Origin of the sequence: Variovorax sp. J2L1-78 (assembly GCF_030317205.1) — a bacterium.
Lineage (GTDB): Bacteria > Pseudomonadota > Gammaproteobacteria > Burkholderiales > Burkholderiaceae_C > Variovorax > Variovorax arabinosiphilus.
Genome location: NZ_JASZYB010000003.1, coordinates 453,933 through 474,985, shown reverse-complemented (window position 1 = coordinate 474,985; position 21,053 = coordinate 453,933). Strand labels below are relative to the sequence as shown.

The window sequence follows — 21,053 nt, the reverse complement described above, 5'->3', positions numbered from 1 at the left end:
GTCACGGCCGGCGGGCGAGCAGGCACTCCGTCACCTCGTCGGAGAACCACTTGAGCCGCCCCTCGACGATCACGCCGTCGGAGCCGCCCGGGTCGGGCTGCGCGTCGGGAAAGCCGTTCGCGACCAGCGCCTCGGCACAGCCCACCCAGTCGCCGTCCTCCGTGGGCCGGTTGAGCGAGGCCCACGACAGCGAGCCGCTCACGTCGTCGCCGAAGCCGTGCCGCTCGGTCCAGGTGGCCCCGTGTTCGAGCAGGAAGCGCGTGAGCGCAGCGTCGCCGCGGAACACGGCCTGGTTCAGCGCCGAGGCCTCCCAGTCGCCACCGGTCACGGTGATCGGCCAGCCGAGTTCGACCATGAGCCGCACGGCCGCGCCGCAGCCCGGCTGCGCGGCCAGCTCGGGCAACAGGCGCAGCTGCACGGGCGACAAACTGGAAAGCAACTGCGGATGCGCTTGCTGCAGGCGCCGGGCCGCAGGCCCGTCGCCGCACGCGCAGGCGGCTGCGAACTGCTCGCCGGGTGGCAGTGGCGCATTGCTGCCGAGCCGCCGCGCGAGCAGCCCGGCGACGTCCGTCAGGCCGAAGCGCAGCGCCAGGGTGTGGGCATCGATGCCTTCGGGTGTGCGCGCCGATGCATCGGCGCCCGCGTCCAGCAGCGCCTCCACGTGGGCAGGCGAACGCCGTCGCCGAATGGCCCACAGCAGCGGGCGTCCCCAGTCGCTCGCGACCCCGTCGGGCGCAGCTTCGTTCGGATCGCCGCCATGGGCGAGCAGCAGCTGCAGCGACGCGAGCTGGTCGAAGTCGAGCACACGGTAGAGCGCGTTCGTGCCGCCGACGCGGGCGCCGGCCGCCAGCAGCAGGCGCGTGCAGGCGGGGTCATCGAGCGAGTGGTAGAGCGATTCGCCGTCGTTCGGGTCGGCCCCGGCTTCCAGCAGCAGCCGCGTGAGCTCCACATCGCGGTTCAGTCCCGCCGCGCCGTACAGCACGGGCAAGCGGACCCCCTCGGACGGTGCGGCGAGCGATGCAGGCGGCCATCGGCTACCGATGGCTTGGTTCGGATCGGCGCCAGCTTCGAGCAGCAGCTTGGCGCAAGCGTGCAGGCGATCCCGAAAGGCCGGCAGCTTCACCAGGCTGGAATGAACCACCGCATGGAGCGGCGGCACCAGGAGCGGCCCACCCGCGCGGTGGACCCAGCCCGGGTCGCGCGCCATCGCCTGGCGCAGCAGGTCGACGTCGCCGATGGCACACGCCAGGTGCGGGTCATCGCCCAACAGCCCCGGGGTTTCCTCGAGCAGGCGCGCGGCCACCGCGGGCCGGGCCAGGTTGTTGCCGCCCGCGATCTCGCCGGCATAGGCGGCGCGCAGCCACAGCAGCACCGCGCGGGCCGGGTCGTTCGCCTGCGCGATACGGGCCAGGACGAAGCCGTGCAGATCGACCCACGACAGGAAGCCGTACTCGCGCGCCACGCACGATTGCGCATCGTGCAGGCGCAGGCCGAGCCCGGCGATGGCCGCCATGTCCTGACCCGCGGCCAGGGGCAGCGATTGGCAGAACCGGGCCAGCGCGGCGGGATCGCCGCGTCGATGGCCGGCAAGCAACTCTTTGGCTTGCTTCTTGAGATGCCCGAGATCGGGCCGTGCGGGAATGCGTTTCACAGAACCTCCGTGCATGAAGCGCCGACGACCCGCAAATCCGGCTGCACAAAGGAGCTGGTGGATGGCGCCGCGCGACAGCGCAGCAGCGTGTGAAAGCAAGTGGGTTCAACCCTTCCCGCGGGCCCGGGCGCGGCTTGCACCGCGCCCGGATGGTAGGTGCAACGCCTCCGCGTGGTCAATGCGCCAAGGGGGCTCGGCGCCAGGGCCGGCTGCGACAATCGGGTGATGCCCTTCGCCCCCCTGCAAAACGACACCTTCCTGCGCGCCTGCTGGCGCCAGGCGACCGACCACACCCCCGTCTGGCTGATGCGCCAGGCTGGCCGCTACCTGCCGGAGTACGTCGCGACGCGTGCCAAGGCGGGGAGCTTCATGGGGCTGGCCACCAACGTGGACTACGCGACCGAGGTCACGCTGCAGCCGCTGGAGCGTTTTCCGCTCGACGCGGCCATCCTGTTCTCCGACATCCTGACCGTGCCCGACGCCATGGGCCTCGGCCTGTCTTTCGAGGCGGGCGAAGGCCCGCGATTCGCCTGCCCGGTGCGCGACGAGGCGGCCATCGCCGCGCTCGCGGTGCCCGACCTCGACAAGCTGCGCTACGTGTTCGACGCGGTCGCGTCCATTCGCCGCGCGCTGAACGGCCGCGTGCCACTGATCGGCTTTTCCGGCAGCCCGTGGACGCTGGCCTGCTACATGGTCGAAGGCGCCGGCTCGAGCGACTACCGGCTGGTGAAGTCGCTGATGTACAGCCGCCCCGACCTGATGCATCGGCTGCTGGCGGTGAACGCCGACGCCGTGGCCGCCTACCTGAACGCGCAGATCGACGCCGGCGCCCAGGCCGTGATGCTGTTCGACAGCTGGGGCGGCGTGCTGGCCGACGGCGCCTTCCAGGAATTCAGCCTGGCCTACACGGCGCGGGTGCTGGGGCAGCTCAAGCGCGACGGCGCGGACGGCACGCCGGTGCCGCGCATCGTCTTCACCAAGGGCGGCGGCCTGTGGCTCGATGCCATGCGCGCGCTGGACTGCGAAGTGCTGGGGCTCGACTGGACGGTCAACCTGGGCGCCGCGCGCGCGAAGGTGGGCGAAGGCGCGCAGGGCAAGGCGCTGCAGGGCAACATCGACCCCAACGTGCTGTTCGCGCCGCCGGACCGGATCGAGGCCGAGGTGGCCAAGGTGCTGCAGAGCTTCGGCACGCCGCACGCGGACCGCAGCCAGCCCGGCCCGACGCACATTTTCAACCTCGGGCATGGCATCAGCCAGTTCACGCCGCCGGACCACGTGGCCGCGCTGGTCAGCGCCGTCCACGCCCAGTCGAGGCTGTTACGAGCATGAGCGCTCGCTTGCACTTTTTCACGATTCGAGCGCATGTAAGCTGAAAGTATCGTTTCGAGATTTGTCAAGCTAAACGGCCCTGCGCGGTTGACTTATGCACAAAACCTTTGCTGCGGTGCGCCAAATGATCCGAGGGATCACGCCCCCCGCTCCCAAAGCGATAGCGCCGCTAAGTCGTTGATTCATAACGAATCGCCCCGCTGCTTTTTTTACGGGCAGTCTAGTCGGAGCCTTGATTTTCAAGGGCTGGCGGCGTGTGGAGCATAGATATCAACAAAGTTATCCACACAATCTCTGGACGAATTGCAAACCGCAAGCAAATCAACAACTTAAGGCATTTTGCTCAAAGTCGCTTTAACTGAGAAAGGTTTCCCGGCCACCACGCCGGGCGCCTGGCGGGTCGAAGTCGCGCTCCACACGCCCGCGCATGCGGCGCTGGACGACCGGCTGAGCTACACCGCCCCAGCCGCCCTGCCGCCCGGCACGCTGGTGCGCGTGCCGCTGGGGCGGCGCGAGGTGCTGGGCGTGGTGTGGGATGCCGTGCCGCTGGAGGCCGGCTCGTCGGAGCAGGGTGCCGTGGCGCTCAAACTGGTCGCTGCCGCGCTCGACGACCTGCCACCGCTGGGCAGCGCCTGGCGCGAACTGGTCGCCTTCGCCGCCCGCTACTACCAGCGCTCGCTGGGCGAGATCGCCCTCGCCGCGCTGCCGCCCCAGTTGCGCGACCTGAGCGGCGTGCAGCTGGCGCGACGGTTGAAGCGGCGGCGCACTGGCAGCGAGGATGCGGCGGCCACCGCCGCACCGGCCGCCGACGCCACACCGGAGCAGGCCGAGGCGCTGCGCCGCATCGAGGCCGAGGCCGGCCCCTTTCTGCTCTTCGGCAGCACCGGCAGCGGCAAGACCGAGGTCTACCTGCAGGCCGTCGGCCGCCTGCTGGCCCGCGCGCCGGACGCCCAGGCGCTGGTGATGGTGCCCGAAATCAACCTCACGCCGCAGCTGGAGGCGCGCTTTCGCGCCCGTTTCGGCAGCGAGGCGGTGGTGTCGCTGCACAGCGGCATGACCAACCCGCAGCGCCTGGCGAGCTGGCTGGCGGCGCATGCCGGCCAGGCGCGCATCGTGCTGGGCACCCGCATGGCGGTGTTCGCGTCGATGCCGACGCTGCAGCTCATCGTGGTCGACGAGGAGCACGACCCCAGCTACAAGCAGCAGGAGGGCGCGCGCTACTCGGCCCGTGACCTGGCGGTGTGGCGCGGCCGGAACGAGGGTGCCAAGGTGATCCTCGGCTCCGCCACGCCCTCGCTGGAGAGCTGGCACCAGAGCCGCCCCGCCGAAGGCGACGACCCGGGCGGCCGCTACGTGCGGCTGGCGATGCCTTCCCGTGTCGGCGCCGGCGCCCTGCCCGCGGTGCGCCTGGTCGACATGGCGCTGCAGCCGCCGAAGACGGTGCTGTCGGCCGGGCTGCTCGACGCCATCGGCCAGCGCATCGCCCGCGGCGAGCAGAGCATGGTCTTTCTGAACCGCCGCGGCTATGCGCCGGTGCTGGCCTGCGGCGACTGCGGCTGGAAGAGCGAGTGCCCGCACTGCAGCGCCTACCGCGTCTTCCACAAGATCGACCGCACGCTGCGCTGCCACCACTGCGGCTTCGCCGAGCGCGTGCCACGGGCCTGCCCGGCCTGCGGCAACCCGGACATCGCGCCGGTCGGCCGCGGCACGGAACAGTTGGAGGAGCACCTGGCCGAACTGCTCGCGCCGGTGCATCGGCCCGACGGCAGCCCGGTGCGCGTCGCCCGGATCGACGCCGACAGCACGCGCAAGCAGGGCGCGCTCGAATCGCAGCTGGCCGCTGTGCATGCCGGCGACGTCGACGTGCTGGTCGGCACGCAGATGATCGCCAAGGGGCACGACTTCCGGCGGATCACGCTGGTGGCGGCGGTGAACCCCGACGGGGCGCTGTTCTCGAGCGACTTCCGCGCGCCGGAGCGGCTCTTCAGCCTGCTGATGCAGTCGGCCGGCCGGGCCGGGCGCGATGCGGCCTACCTGGCCGCGCAGGGCGCGACCGCCGAGATGTGGATCCAGACCAGCCATCGCGACCACCCGCTGTTCGCCGCGCTGCGGCGCCACGACTATCCGGCCTTCGCCCAGGGCGAACTGACCGAGCGCCGCGCGGCGGCGATGCCACCCTTTGCCTACCAGGCGCTGCTGCGCGCCGACGCCAAGACCCAGGAGGCGGCGCAGGCCTTTCTGAATGCCGCAAGCGTCGCAGCCGACGCGTTGGAAGGCGCAGACCGCGTAACGCGCTACCCGGCCGTGCCGCTCGCCATCCAGCGCGTGGCCAACGTCGAGCGGGCGCAGATGCTGGTGGAGAGCGACTCGCGGGCCGCGCTGCAGCGCCTGCTGGCGCAGTGGCAGCCGCTGCTGCACGGCTTGCGCCGCACGCCCGAGGGCAAGGGCGTGATCCGCTGGCTGATCGACGTCGATCCGCAGCAGATCTGAGGCCGGCAGACGCGGGCGCGGGTCCGGTCAGGCGCCGCAGCCGACGATCTTGAACTCGACGCGCCGGTCGAGCGCATCGACGGCATCGTCGGAGCCGCTGCCGATGATGTTCTCGCGGAAGCCCCTGCCGCTGGCCCGCGTGCGGTCGGCCAGGACCGCCGATTCGGCCACCAGCTTCTGGCGGATCGCGTTCGCGCGCTGGAGCGACAGGGCATCATTCACCGGCTCGCTGCCGGTGCGGCTGGTGTGGCCGACCACGTCGAGGCAGACGGCGGCCTGCGTGCTGAGACGGGCGATCTGCTGCAGCCACATGCCGTACGGACCGCTGACCTTCGCGTCGGACCAGAACACCGTCGAGCCCGGGTTGAACAGGAACTTGACGCCGAGTTGCTTGTTGCGGATGCCGTAGTCGACGATCTTGGCGAACGCCTGTTCGGCGTCGGCGGGTCGGTCGAGTTTCACCGAACTCAGGTAGATGCCGCTCAGCACGCGCAACTGGTCGCCCGCCGGTACAGCCGCCGCGGCGTTGTACTGCGCCAGCGCTTCCTGGTACCGAGCCGCGTTGTACAGAGAGGCCGCCTCGGTAATGACCGGGGCGATGGCCAGCCGCTCGAGGTAGTAGGCGTCGGCACGCTGACCCGCCGGCGTGGCGGTGGTGCGCACATAGCCTTCGACGACGCGGTCCTGCGCCAGCACGGGGCTGTCCTGGTCGTAGACCAGCGGGGTGTAGTCGACGCCTTGGTCACGCGCCAGACCGGAGGACTGAGCCGCCACCGTGCCGCTGCGCAGGTCGGTGAGTGCCAGTTGAATCTTCAACGGCCCCGACGCGGTGCCCACGGGTCGGCGGGTGAGCGTGCCGGTCAGCAGGTAGGTCGCCTTGGCCAGGTTGTCCTTCTGGAACGGCAGGATCTCCACGGCCTCATGCTTGGTGCTCATGCGGTCGGCGACGCGCCGCTGCAGGGTCTGCGTGGCGACGTTCTGCTGCCCGGTGCCGGCCTGGATCATCGGATCGAGGACGACGCTGCGCTTCGAGAGGAAGCCGCCCATGCCGCCGGTCTGGGCCATCAGCGCATCGGTCGCTTGCAGCACCGCTTCATCGAACGGCAGTTCTGTGGCACTCGGCGCCGGTGGCGTCGCACAGCCCGCGACGGCCAGCGTGAGCAGCAGGGCTGCAGAGGACAGCGCGGCCTGGAACCGGCGCTTTGTCAGGTGGATCGTTGTCATCATCATCGGCACTCCCTTTTGAGAAAAGCTAGCTCCGCGGGCCGGAGCGGTTCGATCGAGGCCCGCTGAAGAATGTCGGTACACCGGCGGCGCGTCTCCGCCGTGGCGGCCGGCACCGGGGCGGGCACCTCGCGCACCGCGGGCACGGGCACTGGGACAGGCACGGCGGCGGTCGGTCTGGGCGGCGCAAGCGGCGCCTTCGGCACGGCGGCGGTCCGCGGCACGTCGGCGGCGGGCGCCGGATTCGCTGCGGGCTTGGCTGTGATCGGCGGCGACTGCGGCGGTGGCGGTGGCAGTGCCACAGGAGGCGTCGCTGCGACAGCAGCAGGGGCGGCGCCCACTTTGGGCGCTTCGGGTGCGGCGCGCGGCGTTGAGGACGGTACGGCCGCGGGCGCCGGCTTTGGCAGGGCCTCGCGCGGCGGCGGCAGCACGGCCGGTGGCGGTGCGGTCACGGGCGGTATCGAGCCGGAGCGCAGGGCATTGAAGGCCCAGCCACCCGCCAGAAGCGCCGCAAGGAGCAGGGCGAGCAGCACATAGCGCCACCGCCGCCTGCGCGTCTCCCAGGGCTGTGCCACCGTGCCCAGGGACGGCGGCGCTGCCCATGACGGCACGGACGGCGGCAGCGGCGGTGGCACCGCCGGCGCGATGCCCTCCTCCGTGCGCGCTTCCGGCAGGTCGGCGACCGCGCCGGTGTGAAGCGAGAGCGGCGGGTCGGGCGGCACGTCGAGGGTCGCGTCCGGCGCAGGTGCTGCGTCATGGACGGGCGCGAGCTTGGAGAGCAGGTCCACGTCACGCGCGGGTGTCGCCTCGAGGCCTTCGTACGGCAGGAGTTCGGTCTCGCCCCAGACTTCGGCTTCAGCGTCGGTCGGGGAAGCGAAGACGACCGAAGAGGCGACCACCACCGCGGGGTCGCCCTCGGCGGCGCCCTGTTGCGCAGCCTCGGACATGTCGACGTCGGGCGGCAGGGCGAACGCTGCCGGGGCGGCCCCAGCCAGCGGCATCGCCTTGCCGGCCGGGCCGCTGAGCTGCGCCCAGAACGCGGCGGCACTCTCAGGACGATCCCCCGGCCGCAAGGCCAGCGCCGAATCGACGGCCGCCAGGAAGTGCTCGCTGTATTGGCCGCGCGCGATCTGGGACAACGGCGTCAGGTGGTCGTCGATCCAGCGCTCGACGGCAGGCACCGGCGGCTGACCGGCAATGGCGGCGTAGACGACGCCAGCGAGCGCATAGACGTCGGTCCACGGTCCCTGCTTGAGCGTCGGCGCCTCGCCGTACTGCTCGATCGGCGCATAGCCCGGTTTGATCACCACCGTCGGCGTCGCCACCGACTGTCCGACGACGCGACGCGCAGCGCCGAAGTCCAGCAGCAGCGGGCCGGTCGGCGTCAGCAGGATGTTGTCCGGCGCGATGTCGCGGTGATAGCAGCGCACCGCATGCAAGGTGCTCAGCGCATGCAGCAGTGGTCGCAGCCAGCCGAGCAGTTCCTGTTCGGTCGGTGCACGGCCGAGGCTCTGGAGCGCATGGGCGAGTGTCGGCCCCTCGTAGAAAGGCATGACCATGTAGGCGGTGCCGTTGCCTTCCCAGAAGCGCAGCACCTTGACCAGCGACGGGTGGTCGAAGCGCGCCAGCAACCGGGCCTCGTTGACGAAGCTGCGCAGGCCGGTGCGAAACGCGTCGGCATGGCGCTCCGACTTCACCATCACGGCCCGCGAGCTGGCGCGCGAGGCGAGCACCGCGGGCAGGTACTCCTTGATGGCCACGTGGCGCTCGAGCGAGGCGTCGTAGGCGAGGTAGACGATACCGAAACCGCCTTCCCCGATCAGACCGACGATCTCGTAGTCAAGCAGTCGTGCACCTTCAGGCAGGACGTGCAAGCTGCCGAGCATCGGCCCGTCGTGGGTCGTCGATGGTGCGGTGCTCGGCAGATCGACCATGTTGCCCAGCACCGTGGGCGGATCGATCCATCGGGGCGCGCCGGCGGCGGCCGGCGTGACGCCCGGCGGGCTCGGTGCACGTGCCACGCGCTTCATGTGGCCCGCCGCTGCGTTGCGGGCCAGGCGGGCGTGCGCCGGCCGATAGCGGTGCGGCCGAGCGGCTCCGGCCGGCACGCGTGCCTGCCGAACGCCCGGCATCCGTCGATGCGAACTTGCGTCGCTGTCATGTGACCCCCTGTTTTGCGGGCGACTCTAGCAGCGACTGAGTACCAAAGCACTCAAACTAGTTCACGCTTGGCGCCATTCATCGGCCTCTTCATGGAAGAGCGCCTCACACGACACGGCATTGCGTGATGTCTTTCCGCTTTCACGACCTTGTCGCGCGATCGGACCGTCGAAGCCAGCGCGATGCGCGGCCGTTCAGACCAGCCAGCGCACGGCCAGCGGAAAGGTCACGAAGGCCGCCACGGTCGTCCAGAGGATGATGCGCGCGATGCGCCCGCTGTCGGCACCGAAGCGCTCGGCCAGCATCGACACATTGCTGGCGCTCGGCAGCGCCGCCACCAGCACGATCACCGTCAGCGCGGCGTCGGTCAGCGGCAGCCCCAGCGCGATCGCGGCGCGCCCCAGCGCATAGACCAGCAGCGGATGCAGCAGCAGCTTGGCGGCCACGATCGGCAGCACGTCGCCCGCAGGAGCGCGTCGCCCCTTCGACAGCAGGGCCGACCGCGCCAGCACCGCGCCGATCGTGAACAGCGCGGCCGGTGACGCGGCATCCGCCAGCAGGCCGACCGTGACATCGAGCGGCCCCGGCAGGGTGAACTGCAGCGCGGAGGCCAACGCGCCGAAAAGAATCGACCACGGCAGCGGGTTGATCACCATGCCGCGAAAGGCCTGGCCCAGCGCATGCCGCGCGCCGGACTCCCCCGCCGCATCGAGCCGCGAGAGCGCGATGCACAGCGACGAGGTCACGACCATGTCGAGGATCATGCTGATGATCGCGGGCGCCACAGCCTGGCTGCCCAGCAGCGTCGCGAGCAGCGGCACCCCCATGAAGCCGGTGTTGGGGAAGGCCGCGACCAACGCACCGAAGGCGCCGTCGTTCCAGCCGATGCGGCCGCGCCGCGTGGCCCACAGCGTCAGCGCCACCACGAGCAACGCGCCGACGCCCCAGACCAGCGCCACGCTGCCGTCGAGCAGCTTGTCGATCGGCGTGCGCGCGCCGAAGCGGTAGAGCATGCACGGCAGCGCGAAGTACAGGACGAAGACGTTGAGCCCGGGAATCGCGTCGATCGGCAGGATGCGCCGGCGCGCCGCCAGATAGCCGGCCGCGATGAGCGCGAAGAAGGGAAAGGTGACGGCGAAGATCTGGAGCACGGCCGCGATTGTCGCCAGACCGTGGTGGGGCCGCTGCAAAAGGCCGGCCGGTATCATTGCGCGCTTCCCGTCTCCCACCCCGCGCCCTCCCCCGCTTCTTGTGCGCCGCGTCTGCGCCACCCCGATCACCGAATGTCTTCCGGTCTGAACATCGCCCAGCAGGACGCCGTGAATTACCTGCACGGCCCGTGCCTCGTGCTCGCCGGCGCGGGCTCGGGCAAGACGCGCGTGATCACGCACAAGATCGCGCGGCTGATCCAGGCCGGCATGGCGCCCAAGCGCATCGCCGCCATCACCTTCACGAACAAGGCCGCCGCCGAAATGCGCGAGCGTGCCAAGGGGCTGATCGGCCGCGACGCCAAGCACGTGGTGGTGTGCACCTTCCATGCGCTGGGCGTGCGCATGATGCGGGAAGACGGCGCCGTGCTCGGCCTGAAGCCGGCCTTCAGCATCCTCGACAGCGACGACGTGACGAAGATCCTGAAGGACGCGGGCGGCACCACCGACGCGGCGACGGCGCGCATCTGGCAGTGGACCATCAGCAAGTGGAAGAACATGGGGCTCAACGCGGCCCAGGCCGAAGCCGCCGCAGCCGACGACAACGAACGCATCACGGCGCAGATCATGGCGCGCTACGAAGAGCGTCTGACGGCCTACCAGAGCGTAGATTTCGACGACTTGATCGGCATGCCGCTCAAGCTCTTGCGCGAGCACGACGAGGTGCGCGCCAAGTGGCAGGCCGCGCTCGGCCACGTGCTGGTCGACGAGTACCAGGACACCAACGCCACGCAGTACGAGGTGCTCAAGGCGCTGGTCGGCACGCGCGGCCATTTCACCGCGGTGGGCGACGACGACCAGTCGATCTACGGCTGGCGCGGCGCCACGCTCGACAACCTCAAGAAGCTGCCGGTCGACTACCCGTCGTTGCAGGTCATCAAGCTGGAGCAGAACTACCGCTCGACCAGCGCCATCCTGCGCGCGGCCAACAACGTGATCGGCCCCAACCCGAAGCTGTTCCCGAAGACGCTGTTCAGCGAACTGGGCGAAGGCGAGCCGGTGCGCATCGTCGACGCCGACAACGAGGCGCACGAGGCCGAGCGCGCCGTCGCGCGCATCCAGAGCCTGCGGCAGGACTCGCCGCACAAGGAGTTCCGCGACTTCGCGATCCTCTACCGCGCCAACCACATGGCGCGCGTGTTCGAACAGGCGCTGCGCAAGGCGCAGATCCCGTACAAGGTCTCGGGCGGCCAGAGCTTCTTCGACCGCGCCGAGATCAAAGACCTGTGCGGCTGGTTTCGCCTGTGGACCAACAACGACGACGACCCGGCCTTCCTGCGCGCCGTGACCACGCCCAAGCGCGGCATCGGCCACACCACGCTGGCCGCGCTGGGCACCTTCGCGAGCCAGTACAAGCTGAGCCTGTTCGAAGCACTCTTCAGTGCGTCGCTGCCCGCCGTGATGCCCAAGCGCACGCTCGAAGGCCTGCACGAGTTCGGCCGCTACATCAACGACCTGCAGTACCGCGCCAAGCAGACGGTCGGCGCCGAGGCCGCGCGCGCCTTCCTGGCCGAGTGGCTCAAGGAAATCGACTACGAGAAGCACCTGTACGACGGCGAGGACAGCGAGCAGGCCGCGGCCAGCCGCTGGACCAACGTGCTGGAGTTCTGCGACTGGATGGCCGCACGCTGTGGCGGCGAGATCGACGACGCCTCGGGCGCCAACGTCGAGAGCGAGCGCAAGAACCTGCTCGAAGTCGCACAGACCATCTCGCTGCTGTCGACCATCAGCGAGCGCGAGCAGGACCAGAACGTCGTGACGCTGTCCACGCTGCATGCATCGAAGGGCCTCGAGTGGCCACACGTGATGCTGGTCGGCGTGAACGAAGGCCTGCTGCCCTTCAAGCTCGACGACGACGACGGCCGCCAGCAGAAGGTGAGCGACGACACGCTCACGCGCCTGCAGGAAGAGCGCCGCCTGATGTACGTGGGCATCACGCGCGCGCAACGCAGCCTGGCCGTGAGCTGGACCAAGCGCCGCAAGAAGGGCCGCGAGATGATCGCCGCCCAGCCCAGCCGCTTCATCGCCGAGATGGCGCTGGACAAGAAGACGACCCGAGAAGACCCGCGCGAGAAACTCAAGGCGCTGCGCGCGGAGTTCGCACGGAAGGTGCAGGACGGCGCAGCGGCGGCGGCCGCCGCCGGCGCGGCCGACACATGAGCGCGCGGCCCTGGCTGCTTGCGCTGCTGCTGTGCGGCGCCCTGCCTGCGGTGGCCGTGTCCGCCGAGCCGGCCACGGCGTGCGCGACGGACGCCACCGACCTGCCTGTCGAAGCGCTGTACGGCCGCTGGGAGGCGCGCTTCGGCGATCTTCCGGCGCTGGCTGACGTGCGAATGAGCCAACATCCCGAGTACCCGGGCAGCGTGCGTGGCACCATCGTTCGCGACGGCCGAAGCGCCCAGCTCTCGGGCGACATCGACGACGCGGGTTTTCTCATCCTCGACGAGTCCCAAGACGGCCTGAGCATCAGCGCCGTGTGGGCCGGTGAACTGCAGCCCGGCTCGTGTGGCCGCGAGTTCCGAGGCACGTGGCGAAACTCGGGCGACGACCGCACCCAACCCTTCGTTCTTCGAAAGACCGGACCATGACTTTGCACCGCACGATCCTTGCGGCCTTGCTCGCCGCGCTCGGCGTCTGCGCGCAGGCGCAGCCGGCCGACAAGCCCGCGAGCCCGCTGGCCACTTCCGATCTCACTTGGCAGCAATGCCAGAAGCTGGCCGGCAACAACGAGGCGCGCCTGGCGTGCTTCGACCGGTGGTCGCAGCAGCAGTCGCTGCCTGCGGCCGTCATCCCCAGCGCGCCGCCGGTGCTTGCCACCACGCCGGCGCCGCCGGTCGATGCCGCCATGCCAGCGACCCGCGTGGTCGCCGTCGCCACCGAGCAAGGCTGCCGCGACCGCCAGTATTCGACGCTCTCCCGTTTCTGGGAACTCGAGAACGGCACCGACTGCGGCACCTTCGGCTTCCGCGGTTACCGACCCCTGTTCGTCGGCGCCTCGGCGGCCACGCACAAACCCGACACCCCCACCTCGCCCGCCGCCGGACACGACGGCGTGGCGACCGACTACCAGGCCAACGAGATGCGCATCGGCCTGTCGGTGCGCACGAAGATCGCGCAGGGCATGCTGACGCAGAGCGACCCGCAGAAGAAGGATTCGCTCTGGTTCGGCTACACCCAGCAGTCGACGTGGCAGCTGTTCAACGGCGACCTCTCCCGCCCCTTCCGCACCACCGACCACGAGCCGGAGCTGATGTACGTCTACCCGACGGACTTCAAGCTGCCCGGCGGCTGGCGCTGGCGCTACGCGGGCATCGGCATCGTCCACCAGTCCAACGGACAGGCCCTGCCCTTGTCGCGCAGCTGGAACCGCACCTACCTGATGGCCGGCGCCGAACTGGACGACCGCTTCCAGGTCACCGCGCGTGTCTGGCAGCGTTGGAAGGAAAGCGCCGAGGACGATGACAACCCGGACATCGCCAACTACATCGGACGCGCCGAAGTCGCGGGCCGTTGGAACTACAACCGCGACAACACCCTCGGCGTGACCGTGCGCAACAACCTGCGCGACAGCGGCAAGGGCTCGGTACGCCTCGAATGGCTCAAGGCCATCGGCGACCCGGTCACGAGCAATCTGCGCTTCCACACGCAACTCTTCTATGGTTACGGTGACACGCTGATCGACTACAACCGCAAGCGCACGGTGCTGAGCATCGGGTTGAGCCTGGTGGACTTCTGATATCGGCAGTCACCACCGGCGCCGTCTGGTGCATCTTCGCGATGCAGATCGCGCACGGGCGGGCGGGGTGATGATTGCCCCGGATCCCTGCGAGCGGGCCGTGTCGATTCTGAGGATCAACCCGTGGCGCTACAGGCCAACCTCGCCAGCCTCGGTGCACGAGCGCGCGTACTCGTAGGCCGCGTCCAAGGCGTCGGCGTGCGACTTGAACTCGCCTGGCACCTTGTGCCGCATGGCAGCGACGTGCACTTTTCCTTCGGTGAAGTCGTTCACCCGCTCGAAAGTCACCCAGGCAGTCCATTTCGCCCCGGAACCGCCGATGTTGATCGTGCTGAAGTAACCGTTGATTTCAATGAAACCAGCGCTCGATCCAGCCATGGTTTGTCCTTTCCTCCAATCTGCAGCACGAGACGCAGAGCGCGTCACTCCCCCTTCGGAAAACGCTGGTTCGCCCCGACAACGCCGAAGCAAGCGTCAGACTCGGTCAATCTCCGCGTCGATCCAACACACAGCTGCAGCATCAGCGGCTTCCTCGGCGGCCTCCCGCGTCGGATAGGTGTCGGCCGTCACTTCGTTGATCACTCCATCCGAAACCTCCGGGCTGGAGCTGTCGATATCGAAAACGCCGCGGTACACGTCTGGCGATTCGACCTTGGAACTAGCATCGTAAAAACGACCGCGATGTGTCTTGGCTCTCATGGGATTTTTCCTTTTAGAAGCTTCAGGTCCACAGCCGTGCAGGGGGCCCAGCGGGGTCAATTTCGCTCAGACAGAGTTATGGCCTGCGGCTTCCAGTTCAATCACCCATGCCACAGCGCGCTCTTTCGCAGCCAGAATCGCCTCCGATGGGCTGCAGTACCTGCCACGTTCGAACGACAGCGTGCGAAGTGCGTCACTCGGCGGACATCGATACCTCACCACGGGGTGATAGAGGCCGTCTGGAAGTTGCTCGGCGCTGCAGACGAACGTCAAGCCGCTGCGGTGAAACTCCTCCATCGAATCCAACGGGGTGCCGAAGGCCGTGGCCATGGTCAGACGGCCCTTTCATCACGCCGCATGACCATTTCCATCCAAGTGGCATGCAGGGTGTCGATCTCGCCGACCTTCTGCGTCATCGCCTCGGCGTCAATGGGCTGGCCAGCGGTAACGCTACGCATCATGTCGATGTGTTCGTCGACGGCGCGGTGCCAGGCTTCGAAGGCTTCTTTCAGTTTGTCCGGGGTGGGCATGTTGCTCTTCCTTTCTCCGCTATGGGTTTACGTTGTCGCCTACCGGGTCGGCGTCTTCGTCCTCCTGCCGCATGTACAGTTCCCAGCGCACCGCGCCGGCCTCGAATGCCTCCGCAGCTGACGGGAAGTCTTCTTCGGATGCCGAGTGCTCCCGCACGCCGTCATCACCGTGCGCTTCGAGCAGTAGCCAGTGGTACGCGCCCTCATGATCCGGGTCTTCCATCACGGTCAGCGCCAGGTGAGAGAGTCGCATCGCGCTACTCCTTGGCCGGCTTGTCGATCGCGTTCTTGAGGAAGCCGGCGGCGTTCTCGTCCTCGCCTGGTTTGCCGTCGTCGAGCTCCGGCTCTTCGGCGTCCTTTCGGGCGTTGGGATCAGTCACCAGCGCAGGCTTCGAAGTTGGTCGAATCAGATCGTTCATGGCATTCCTTCGGGGTGGTGTGTCTGAATACCGTACTGCGCATGCACCAGGTCGGGATGTAGGAAAGGCGCGCAGCATGGCCGACACCGCCGGGCAGGTAGCGCCGTGACGGCCGTCGTCAGCACCGCCTTCCTGTCGACGGCTGAGATCGACGAGCTCTGCGCCCCGCTCACCCAGCGTCACGCCCAGGCACGGCACCTGTGCGCCCTGCTCGGCGTGAAGGACCTGCCGCGGCGCCCGGGTGGCCTGCCGCTGGTCGGCCGCCGCCTGGTCGAGGGGCGCCTCAACGGCGAGCACACTCCCGCCGCTGGATTCAACTGGAGCAGGTGATGGGGAGCGAGGCGTGGCGGTGGCGCAGGCTGCACGAGACCGAGGCCGTCACGACACGCCTCAAAGCGGTCAACGGCAGCCCGCTCGGCAAGTTCGTGAGCAGCAGGCTTGGCGAGGAACTGCGACGGCTCCACAACCCGACGGCCGAGAAGACACGCAAGCTGTTCCTGGACTACCTCGAAGTTGACGTCACGGCCGGCTGGAAGTGGCTATACCACGACCCCGCCAGCGCCCGCAAGACGCTCGACGACCTGCTCGGCAAGCGCGGCGACGCCGTACACCGCTCGAGACCGGTGATCCCCGGAACGCCCCCGGCCCCTCACCTCCTGAAGCGGGATGACCTCGAGAAGGCCATCCGTTTTCTCAAGGGCCTGGTGGAAGCCACCGACCGCGCACTCGACGACCATTGAACTGGAGCGACCATGGCACGACTCTTCTTCTCGCACTCGCGCGACGACGAGGCCTGCCGCGACAGGCTCGAGAAGCATCTGGCCATGCTGAAGAACCAGGGCCTGATCGAGCTCTGGCACGACCGGCGGATCGCTGCCGGCAGCGTCATCGACCGACGTTGTCAATGTGCGCAAGACAAAAGGAAACCATGAGGCCGATCCGCCGTCCTAAGACGGCATCGATTAGGCCCATAACATTCTTGCGTGAGATTCGACGATTGGGCGCTCAGAGTGCCTCACGCACCCTATTCGCCGATCATTCAGCGTCCGTCGAGCTGCTGTTCGTAGGCGATCTATTGTTGCTGCGGGGAGAGCCACATCTTGAAGACGAGCACGCGTCGAGGATGCGGACAAATACGCGCGATGCCCCTTGCAGCATGCAATGGGTCGCCAAAAATAAGACAAATTCGACCAGGCTTGGGAATGACGGCACGGTGTATATCTTGACGATCGTCGAATACAGCCGTCTCGCCCGCCCATTCAGGCCTCCACTCTTCGTTGCAGTAGACGATCGCGGTCACATGCGTGCTCCGGAGCGTCTCTCGAGGAGAGTCGTAGTGAGGGTGCCCCTCGGTACCGAACGCATTGGCCGTGTATTCGATCTCGTAGAGCCGAACAGCGCTTCCTACAAGTCCGCGCACGACGCCCCACAATTCGCGCACCGGAAACATGTTCTCAGGTAGTTCTTCGAGGCTGGGCTCGGCGTCGTCGATGTAACGATCGTTGACCGTAAGTACCGGGTAATACCAATAGAGATCCAGGGGATGGGCTGCGGCATCGCGCTCCGTCCGCTTGAGACAATACATCGGCACCCAGGCAAGTAGCCCTACAAGCCGGCTAAAGAGCCCGTGGGGAACCAAGTCATCGTAGATGCGCACCGAGACGTTGGCACAGGCGAAGGCCCCGCCAACATCGCAGATGCGCTTCTCCGGCGCCGTCACGGCGCCAGAGAGTTCCTGGGAAGTAACGCCCATGTGTGCGGCTGATCAGTCAGCCGCCGCCACAGCCGTCGCCACCGCCGCTACTCGAGAGTGGCTCGCCAATGCGATGCGGCAGACGCTTGCTGAACACCGCCTGCCATGCAGGTGCGGTCTGCTTGTTCTGAGGCGCCGGAAGATCCTTCGTTCTTTCGGATTTCTCAAGTTTCTTGTCAGTCGACGATTTCATAACTCATCCTTTTCAGGGGAAGGGGTGGGGGAAGAAGGAGCGAGGATGGACATGGTCCACCATCGCTCGGGGCTCTTTCGCATAACCGAAAGAGATCGGGATCAGCGTCGGGATGAATGCCCGTATCACCGAAAGTGGTTGACGTCCCTGGTCAAGACAGTTGCGTTGTGGTGTGACGTCGACGAAGCATGGCCGCAACTGCTGCGCGGCGAGGACATCCAGCAGGCTTTCAAGGTCAGACGCCTGTGCCTGCGGGTAACCGTCCAGTGTGCGAGATGGCTGCAGAACATCACGAGCACGTTCGAAGAAGCGCCGCTGTGCGTAGAGCATGGTGTGGCCCTCGGGATCGGAGACCTCTTCCGGCCTCTGGGGCGCGTAGTTCATGCCTGTCAGCCTCGTGTACACGGACGTCTGAAGCTCGTCCAACGCTGAATCGACTGCCTCGTTCAGATCGAAGCGTGCCGCCGCAGCCACGCACGTGAAATGCTTCTGGGCATGGGTCGCCGATACGAGAACCGCATTGGCCGCGACCGAGTCCATTCGCTGAACCCACACGTCACACCCGAGGGACGTCATCCCCTGGACACGCAAATTGACTGCGCGCGATAGCAGCTTCGGGTCCACTCGGCGTCCCGCCGTCTGAGTCAACCAATGCCGCATAAATGCGTCGCGTTCGATCAGTTCCAGCAAGGCAGCTTCCAGGGCGAACTCGCGAGAGGGCCCGGCAGCGCAACCGGACGAATTCATCTCTGTGTACTGATCCGCCGGCACCGCAAAGTGAGTGTCCAGATATTTTCGAAGATAGACCATATCCGCCAGGACGCTCACGCTCTCTCCGGACAGCAGATCCGTTCCTGAAACCCATCGCTGAACAACGTCACGCTGGAAGCGCTGGAATGGAAAGCCTCTTTGGGCGTACTGGTGATCCGCGTAGGCGACGAGTGATTCAGGCGAAACTGCATCCGAAACATCGTCGATGCGCCCCAGCCGCACGCCCTTCGGCTCACGTGCCGCCTGTCTCTCGATGGTCTCCGCATGGGCTTTGATGTAGGCCAGCCGGGGGTCCCGATCTTTCCCGAAAGTATTGAACAGTCTGTCCGTCTTTCCTCTGACGCGCGCACGTGCAACGTGGAAAGGAAGCTGGGTCTCATCTTTAAGTGAGTTGCCCCACACGAAGTCGATGGGCTGGCTGTGCGCGACGGCACGCTGCTGCTCGACCGTCGCCTGGGCCCCGAAGATCGCGCTGCCGAGCACCATTTCACGCTCGAGCTGGCAGAGCTGGCTCACATGGTCCTCACAGTAGCCTCCGACCGTGGCCGTGCCCAGCCCGAGTCCCGGTCCCGTCAGCGCCAGATTCTGGAGGGATGCCCCCGCCTCCAGTAAAACGTACTGCAGGGCTCTATTTCGGTAACGCAGTGCTGCAGTCTCCACGTCGGCGACAGCGAATACCGCGCCGCAGGCAAACGTCAACTGCCAGGGCTTGAAGAAGCAGCGATAGAACAAGGCAACATCGCTGGAGACCAAGCTCAGCCGTACGGTACGTTCCGACGGATACTCGACGACGTAAACGCCAGGCGAGTAGGCGCCGACCTGACGGACCAGAGCCACGAAGAAGCGAACCAAGTACATACCACCAGCAGAGCCCGTGGTGCGATGCTGCTGTCCCTCGCCGATCTGAGGGTGTACCGCCGATACGATACCTGCCGCACTCCAGAGCCAAGCGTGCAGCATTTCGGCCGACACAGCGGCATCATCGAACGTATAGGCGGATGTGCGCTGCGAAAAGCAGTTGTCGAGGGCAGTCTCGCGGACCGAACATGTGTGCGTACTGCCGAATCGGTCAGCCCCTGTCGCACGCTTGCGCAAGCGCTCCGTCAGTTCCTCGGAGGCCGACTCGCCGATCGGACTGCTCTGAAAGCCGAAGCCGGCCGCCTTCTGCGTGAGGTGAATCGAGTCGATCAACGCGCCCTGAGCGAAGAGGAACTCCAGGAATGAAGCGAACTCATCGCGCTTTTCCGGAGTGGTCTGCCGCACCAGTTCATCGAACGTGGTTTGACCGTCACACACGTCAAGCACGCGCTTGAGAAGACGGTGAGGCGCCACGACCTCCAGGTCGCCACCGGCCAACCGCAGCCGCAGACGTCCCCCGGACAGCCACCCGACGCCTGCTAACACCGGACAGATCCGTGCGCGGTCGGCCAAGCTGGCGGCAACCTCGGCTGCCGATGCCTGCGCAAAGCGCTCCCCGCTCTGGTGACTGTCCTGCATGACAGCCTCCGGCTGCTTGATCATTGTCTGCATCAAGGGACCACCATCAATTCGGGCGAAGCGATCGTTGCGGAGGTCTGCCTCGTGGATCGCACGACCGTCGCCGCAGGGGCAAGGGCACTGGACGACGGGAGAAACTCTGCCGGGACAGGAATGCCAAAAAGATCACGGAAGACCCAGGGATAACCTTGCGGCGGCATCACAGGGTTCGAGTTCATCTCCAACCACCACACCTTTCCCTCGTCGTCGACGACCCCGTCAACTGAAAAGAGCACCGGCGCACCAAGCTCATTGAGCATCGCGTCACCAAGTTTCTGTCCGATGCGTGCTACCTGCTCCCGGGCACTGACTGTCAGCCGCGCCAGCGCGTTGTCCTCTTGCGCGGTTGTCGGATCGACCGCGTAGCGGCGGCCATACCGATAGTCGAGCCACACCTTCTGACCTGCAGGAAGAACGTCATCGAGCCCGACCCGCTGGTAGTCGAGTGCCGCACGCATGATCATCATGTCGGCGGACTCATCAAAGCGACGCCGTACGAGTGCCAGGCGGCGGTCGACAAGCGCTCTGACCGTGCTGCCCCCATCTCCTTCAATGAATGGATACGGGTGCAAGTGCGCATAGAAGGCCTCCCCGCCCCAGAACCAAACCTTGAGATTGGTTCCAGGTACGAAGCGCTCAGCGAACAGTGTGCTTTCGGCAGGCCGACTTCCGTTGGCCGCAGCCAGCGTCGCCCGAAGATCGGTCCCGGCGTGATAAGGACCGAAAAGGTCATAGCCGAATGAACCACGCGACCTCTTGAGCAGAAAGTCGGCCGTTGGCGTGTCGTCTGGACCGACCCAGTTTGCAGGCGTGGGCTCGTCGTGAGTTCCGAGGAAGCGCTTGAAAGACAGCTTCTCAGTGGCCATTTCCCAGCGCAGCGGCTTGTAAGGCAACCACCCGATGAAGCCGTCCGCAGCTGCGGAGAGCACCGGCGAGTGCCCGAACGTACCCTCGAAGACAGCGAAGAACTGTGGATAGAGCGTGTAGATGCGATTGCCGGCGCGCACCTCGAGTTCGAACGTCGCGACATCCAAGTTCACGCGGGCCCCCGCGCTCCTTGCCCAAGACTGGACAACCTTGAAATGATTCAACGTGACAAGAAGATAAGCCATAGCTTGGATTCGACTGATTTGTATGCTTCTGCACCGTCGCCGCCTCCGGAGGCGATGCCTGAACGGACGACGGCCCGCATGGCCTGAACACGCCGTCGATCAATCTATCCGCACGACGTCCGATTCGTTTAGCGAACTGCTGACGGCATTGAGCGGCGCTAAACAAAGACCGGCAGACATGGATGTATTTCCAGAACCGTGCGCCAAACCACTGCTGGTGGGTCGGCGGCCGCCAGGGATGG

General features: G+C 67.1%; 22 protein-coding genes. 8 read left to right on the top strand and 14 right to left on the bottom strand.

Annotation, left to right across the window (positions count from 1 at the left end):
- Position 1: 1 nt before the first annotated feature.
- The gene (locus QTH86_RS20740; RefSeq protein ID WP_286648036.1) at positions 2 to 1,651 is read right to left on the bottom strand and encodes an ankyrin repeat domain-containing protein; all 1,650 of its coding nucleotides are present in this window, start codon (positions 1,649 to 1,651) and stop codon (positions 2 to 4) included.
- Positions 1,652 to 1,876: 225 nt separating this feature from the next.
- Between QTH86_RS20740 and hemE the strand changes: the two genes are divergently transcribed.
- Positions 1,877 to 2,980 (top strand): uroporphyrinogen decarboxylase, encoded by a 1,104-nt coding sequence (gene hemE / locus QTH86_RS20735; RefSeq protein ID WP_286648035.1) that lies wholly within the window; start codon positions 1,877 to 1,879, stop codon positions 2,978 to 2,980.
- Positions 2,981 to 3,319: 339 nt separating this feature from the next.
- Positions 3,320 to 5,470, top strand: coding sequence for a replication restart helicase PriA (priA, locus tag QTH86_RS20730; protein WP_286648034.1), 2,151 nt, complete (start codon positions 3,320 to 3,322; stop codon positions 5,468 to 5,470).
- A 27-nt stretch (positions 5,471 to 5,497) separates the two neighbouring features.
- Here the strand turns inward: priA and QTH86_RS20725 are convergent, their stop codons facing one another.
- The 3 genes from QTH86_RS20725 to QTH86_RS20715 form a co-directional block, all read right to left on the bottom strand.
- Positions 5,498 to 6,700, bottom strand: a complete 1,203-nt coding sequence (locus QTH86_RS20725; protein ID WP_286649394.1) for an OmpA family protein — start codon at positions 6,698 to 6,700, stop codon at positions 5,498 to 5,500.
- A complete protein-coding gene (locus tag QTH86_RS20720) occupies positions 6,697 to 8,724 on the bottom strand; it encodes a serine/threonine-protein kinase (RefSeq protein WP_286648032.1) in 2,028 nt (675 codons plus the stop codon). Before QTH86_RS20720 ends, QTH86_RS20725 begins: the two co-directional genes overlap by 4 nt.
- Positions 8,725 to 9,048: 324 nt before the next feature.
- Positions 9,049 to 10,005: an AEC family transporter gene (locus tag QTH86_RS20715; protein WP_286648031.1), complete on the bottom strand. Its 957-nt coding sequence runs from the start codon at positions 10,003 to 10,005 to the stop codon at positions 9,049 to 9,051.
- Positions 10,006 to 10,137: 132 nt separating this feature from the next.
- On the opposite strand from QTH86_RS20715, the gene QTH86_RS20710 reads away from it, so the two are divergent.
- The 3 genes from QTH86_RS20710 to QTH86_RS20700 are packed head-to-tail and all read left to right on the top strand — an operon-like array spanning position 10,138 to position 13,798.
- Positions 10,138 to 12,222: an ATP-dependent helicase gene (locus tag QTH86_RS20710; RefSeq protein WP_286648030.1), complete on the top strand. Its 2,085-nt coding sequence runs from the start codon at positions 10,138 to 10,140 to the stop codon at positions 12,220 to 12,222.
- On the top strand, positions 12,219 to 12,650 hold the full coding sequence (locus tag QTH86_RS20705) for a hypothetical protein (RefSeq protein WP_286648029.1): 432 nt from the start codon (positions 12,219 to 12,221) through the stop codon (positions 12,648 to 12,650). Before QTH86_RS20710 ends, QTH86_RS20705 begins: the two co-directional genes overlap by 4 nt.
- Entirely contained in the window at positions 12,647 to 13,798 is a 1,152-nt protein-coding gene (locus QTH86_RS20700) for a phospholipase A (protein WP_286648028.1), read from the top strand. Before QTH86_RS20705 ends, QTH86_RS20700 begins: the two co-directional genes overlap by 4 nt.
- A gap of 129 nt (positions 13,799 to 13,927) precedes the next feature.
- Here QTH86_RS20700 and QTH86_RS20695 read toward each other — a convergent pair whose 3' ends face one another.
- The 6 genes from QTH86_RS20695 to QTH86_RS20670 all read right to left on the bottom strand — a co-directional run bounded on the left by QTH86_RS20695 (position 13,928) and on the right by QTH86_RS20670 (position 15,446).
- The gene (locus QTH86_RS20695; RefSeq protein WP_286648027.1) at positions 13,928 to 14,176 is read right to left on the bottom strand and encodes a hypothetical protein; all 249 of its coding nucleotides are present in this window, start codon (positions 14,174 to 14,176) and stop codon (positions 13,928 to 13,930) included.
- A 96-nt stretch (positions 14,177 to 14,272) separates the two neighbouring features.
- A complete protein-coding gene (locus QTH86_RS20690) occupies positions 14,273 to 14,497 on the bottom strand; it encodes a hypothetical protein (RefSeq protein ID WP_286648026.1) in 225 nt (74 codons plus the stop codon).
- Positions 14,498 to 14,563: 66 nt separating this feature from the next.
- Positions 14,564 to 14,827 carry a hypothetical protein gene (locus tag QTH86_RS20685; protein WP_286648025.1) on the bottom strand — a complete coding sequence of 88 codons (264 nt, stop codon included), beginning with the start codon at positions 14,825 to 14,827 and terminating at the stop codon, positions 14,564 to 14,566.
- 2 nt (positions 14,828 to 14,829) lie between these two features.
- A complete protein-coding gene (locus tag QTH86_RS20680) occupies positions 14,830 to 15,027 on the bottom strand; it encodes a hypothetical protein (protein ID WP_286648024.1) in 198 nt (65 codons plus the stop codon).
- A gap of 19 nt (positions 15,028 to 15,046) precedes the next feature.
- Positions 15,047 to 15,280 (bottom strand): hypothetical protein, encoded by a 234-nt coding sequence (locus QTH86_RS20675; RefSeq protein ID WP_286648023.1) that lies wholly within the window; start codon positions 15,278 to 15,280, stop codon positions 15,047 to 15,049.
- 4 nt (positions 15,281 to 15,284) lie between these two features.
- Positions 15,285 to 15,446 (bottom strand): hypothetical protein, encoded by a 162-nt coding sequence (locus QTH86_RS20670; protein WP_286648022.1) that lies wholly within the window; start codon positions 15,444 to 15,446, stop codon positions 15,285 to 15,287.
- A gap of 105 nt (positions 15,447 to 15,551) precedes the next feature.
- On the opposite strand from QTH86_RS20670, the gene QTH86_RS20665 reads away from it, so the two are divergent.
- From QTH86_RS20665 to QTH86_RS20655, 3 genes are read left to right on the top strand one after another with little or no spacing between them, the layout of a single operon-like run.
- A complete protein-coding gene (locus QTH86_RS20665; RefSeq protein ID WP_286648021.1) occupies positions 15,552 to 15,776 on the top strand; it encodes a hypothetical protein in 225 nt (74 codons plus the stop codon).
- Positions 15,776 to 16,186, top strand: a complete 411-nt coding sequence (locus tag QTH86_RS20660; protein WP_286648020.1) for a HEPN domain-containing protein — start codon at positions 15,776 to 15,778, stop codon at positions 16,184 to 16,186. Before QTH86_RS20665 ends, QTH86_RS20660 begins: the two co-directional genes overlap by 1 nt.
- 12 nt (positions 16,187 to 16,198) lie before the next feature.
- Positions 16,199 to 16,378 (top strand): hypothetical protein, encoded by a 180-nt coding sequence (locus QTH86_RS20655; RefSeq protein ID WP_286648019.1) that lies wholly within the window; start codon positions 16,199 to 16,201, stop codon positions 16,376 to 16,378.
- A 140-nt stretch (positions 16,379 to 16,518) separates the two neighbouring features.
- Here the strand turns inward: QTH86_RS20655 and QTH86_RS20650 are convergent, their stop codons facing one another.
- Genes QTH86_RS20650 through QTH86_RS20635 form a run of 4 tightly spaced genes read right to left on the bottom strand, consistent with a single transcriptional unit; the run spans position 16,519 to position 20,811 of the window.
- Positions 16,519 to 17,199, bottom strand: coding sequence for a 2OG-Fe(II) oxygenase (locus tag QTH86_RS20650; protein WP_286648018.1), 681 nt, complete (start codon positions 17,197 to 17,199; stop codon positions 16,519 to 16,521).
- A 16-nt stretch (positions 17,200 to 17,215) separates the two neighbouring features.
- Positions 17,216 to 17,392, bottom strand: coding sequence for a hypothetical protein (locus QTH86_RS20645; protein ID WP_286648017.1), 177 nt, complete (start codon positions 17,390 to 17,392; stop codon positions 17,216 to 17,218).
- Between the two features lie 12 nt (positions 17,393 to 17,404).
- On the bottom strand, positions 17,405 to 19,693 hold the full coding sequence (locus QTH86_RS20640; RefSeq protein ID WP_286648016.1) for a YcaO-like family protein: 2,289 nt from the start codon (positions 19,691 to 19,693) through the stop codon (positions 17,405 to 17,407).
- Complete coding sequence (locus QTH86_RS20635) at positions 19,693 to 20,811, bottom strand: hypothetical protein (RefSeq protein WP_286648015.1); 1,119 nt, start codon at positions 20,809 to 20,811, stop codon at positions 19,693 to 19,695. The genes QTH86_RS20640 and QTH86_RS20635 overlap by 1 nt, the downstream gene beginning before the upstream one ends.
- Between the last annotated feature and the right edge of the window lie 242 nt (positions 20,812 to 21,053).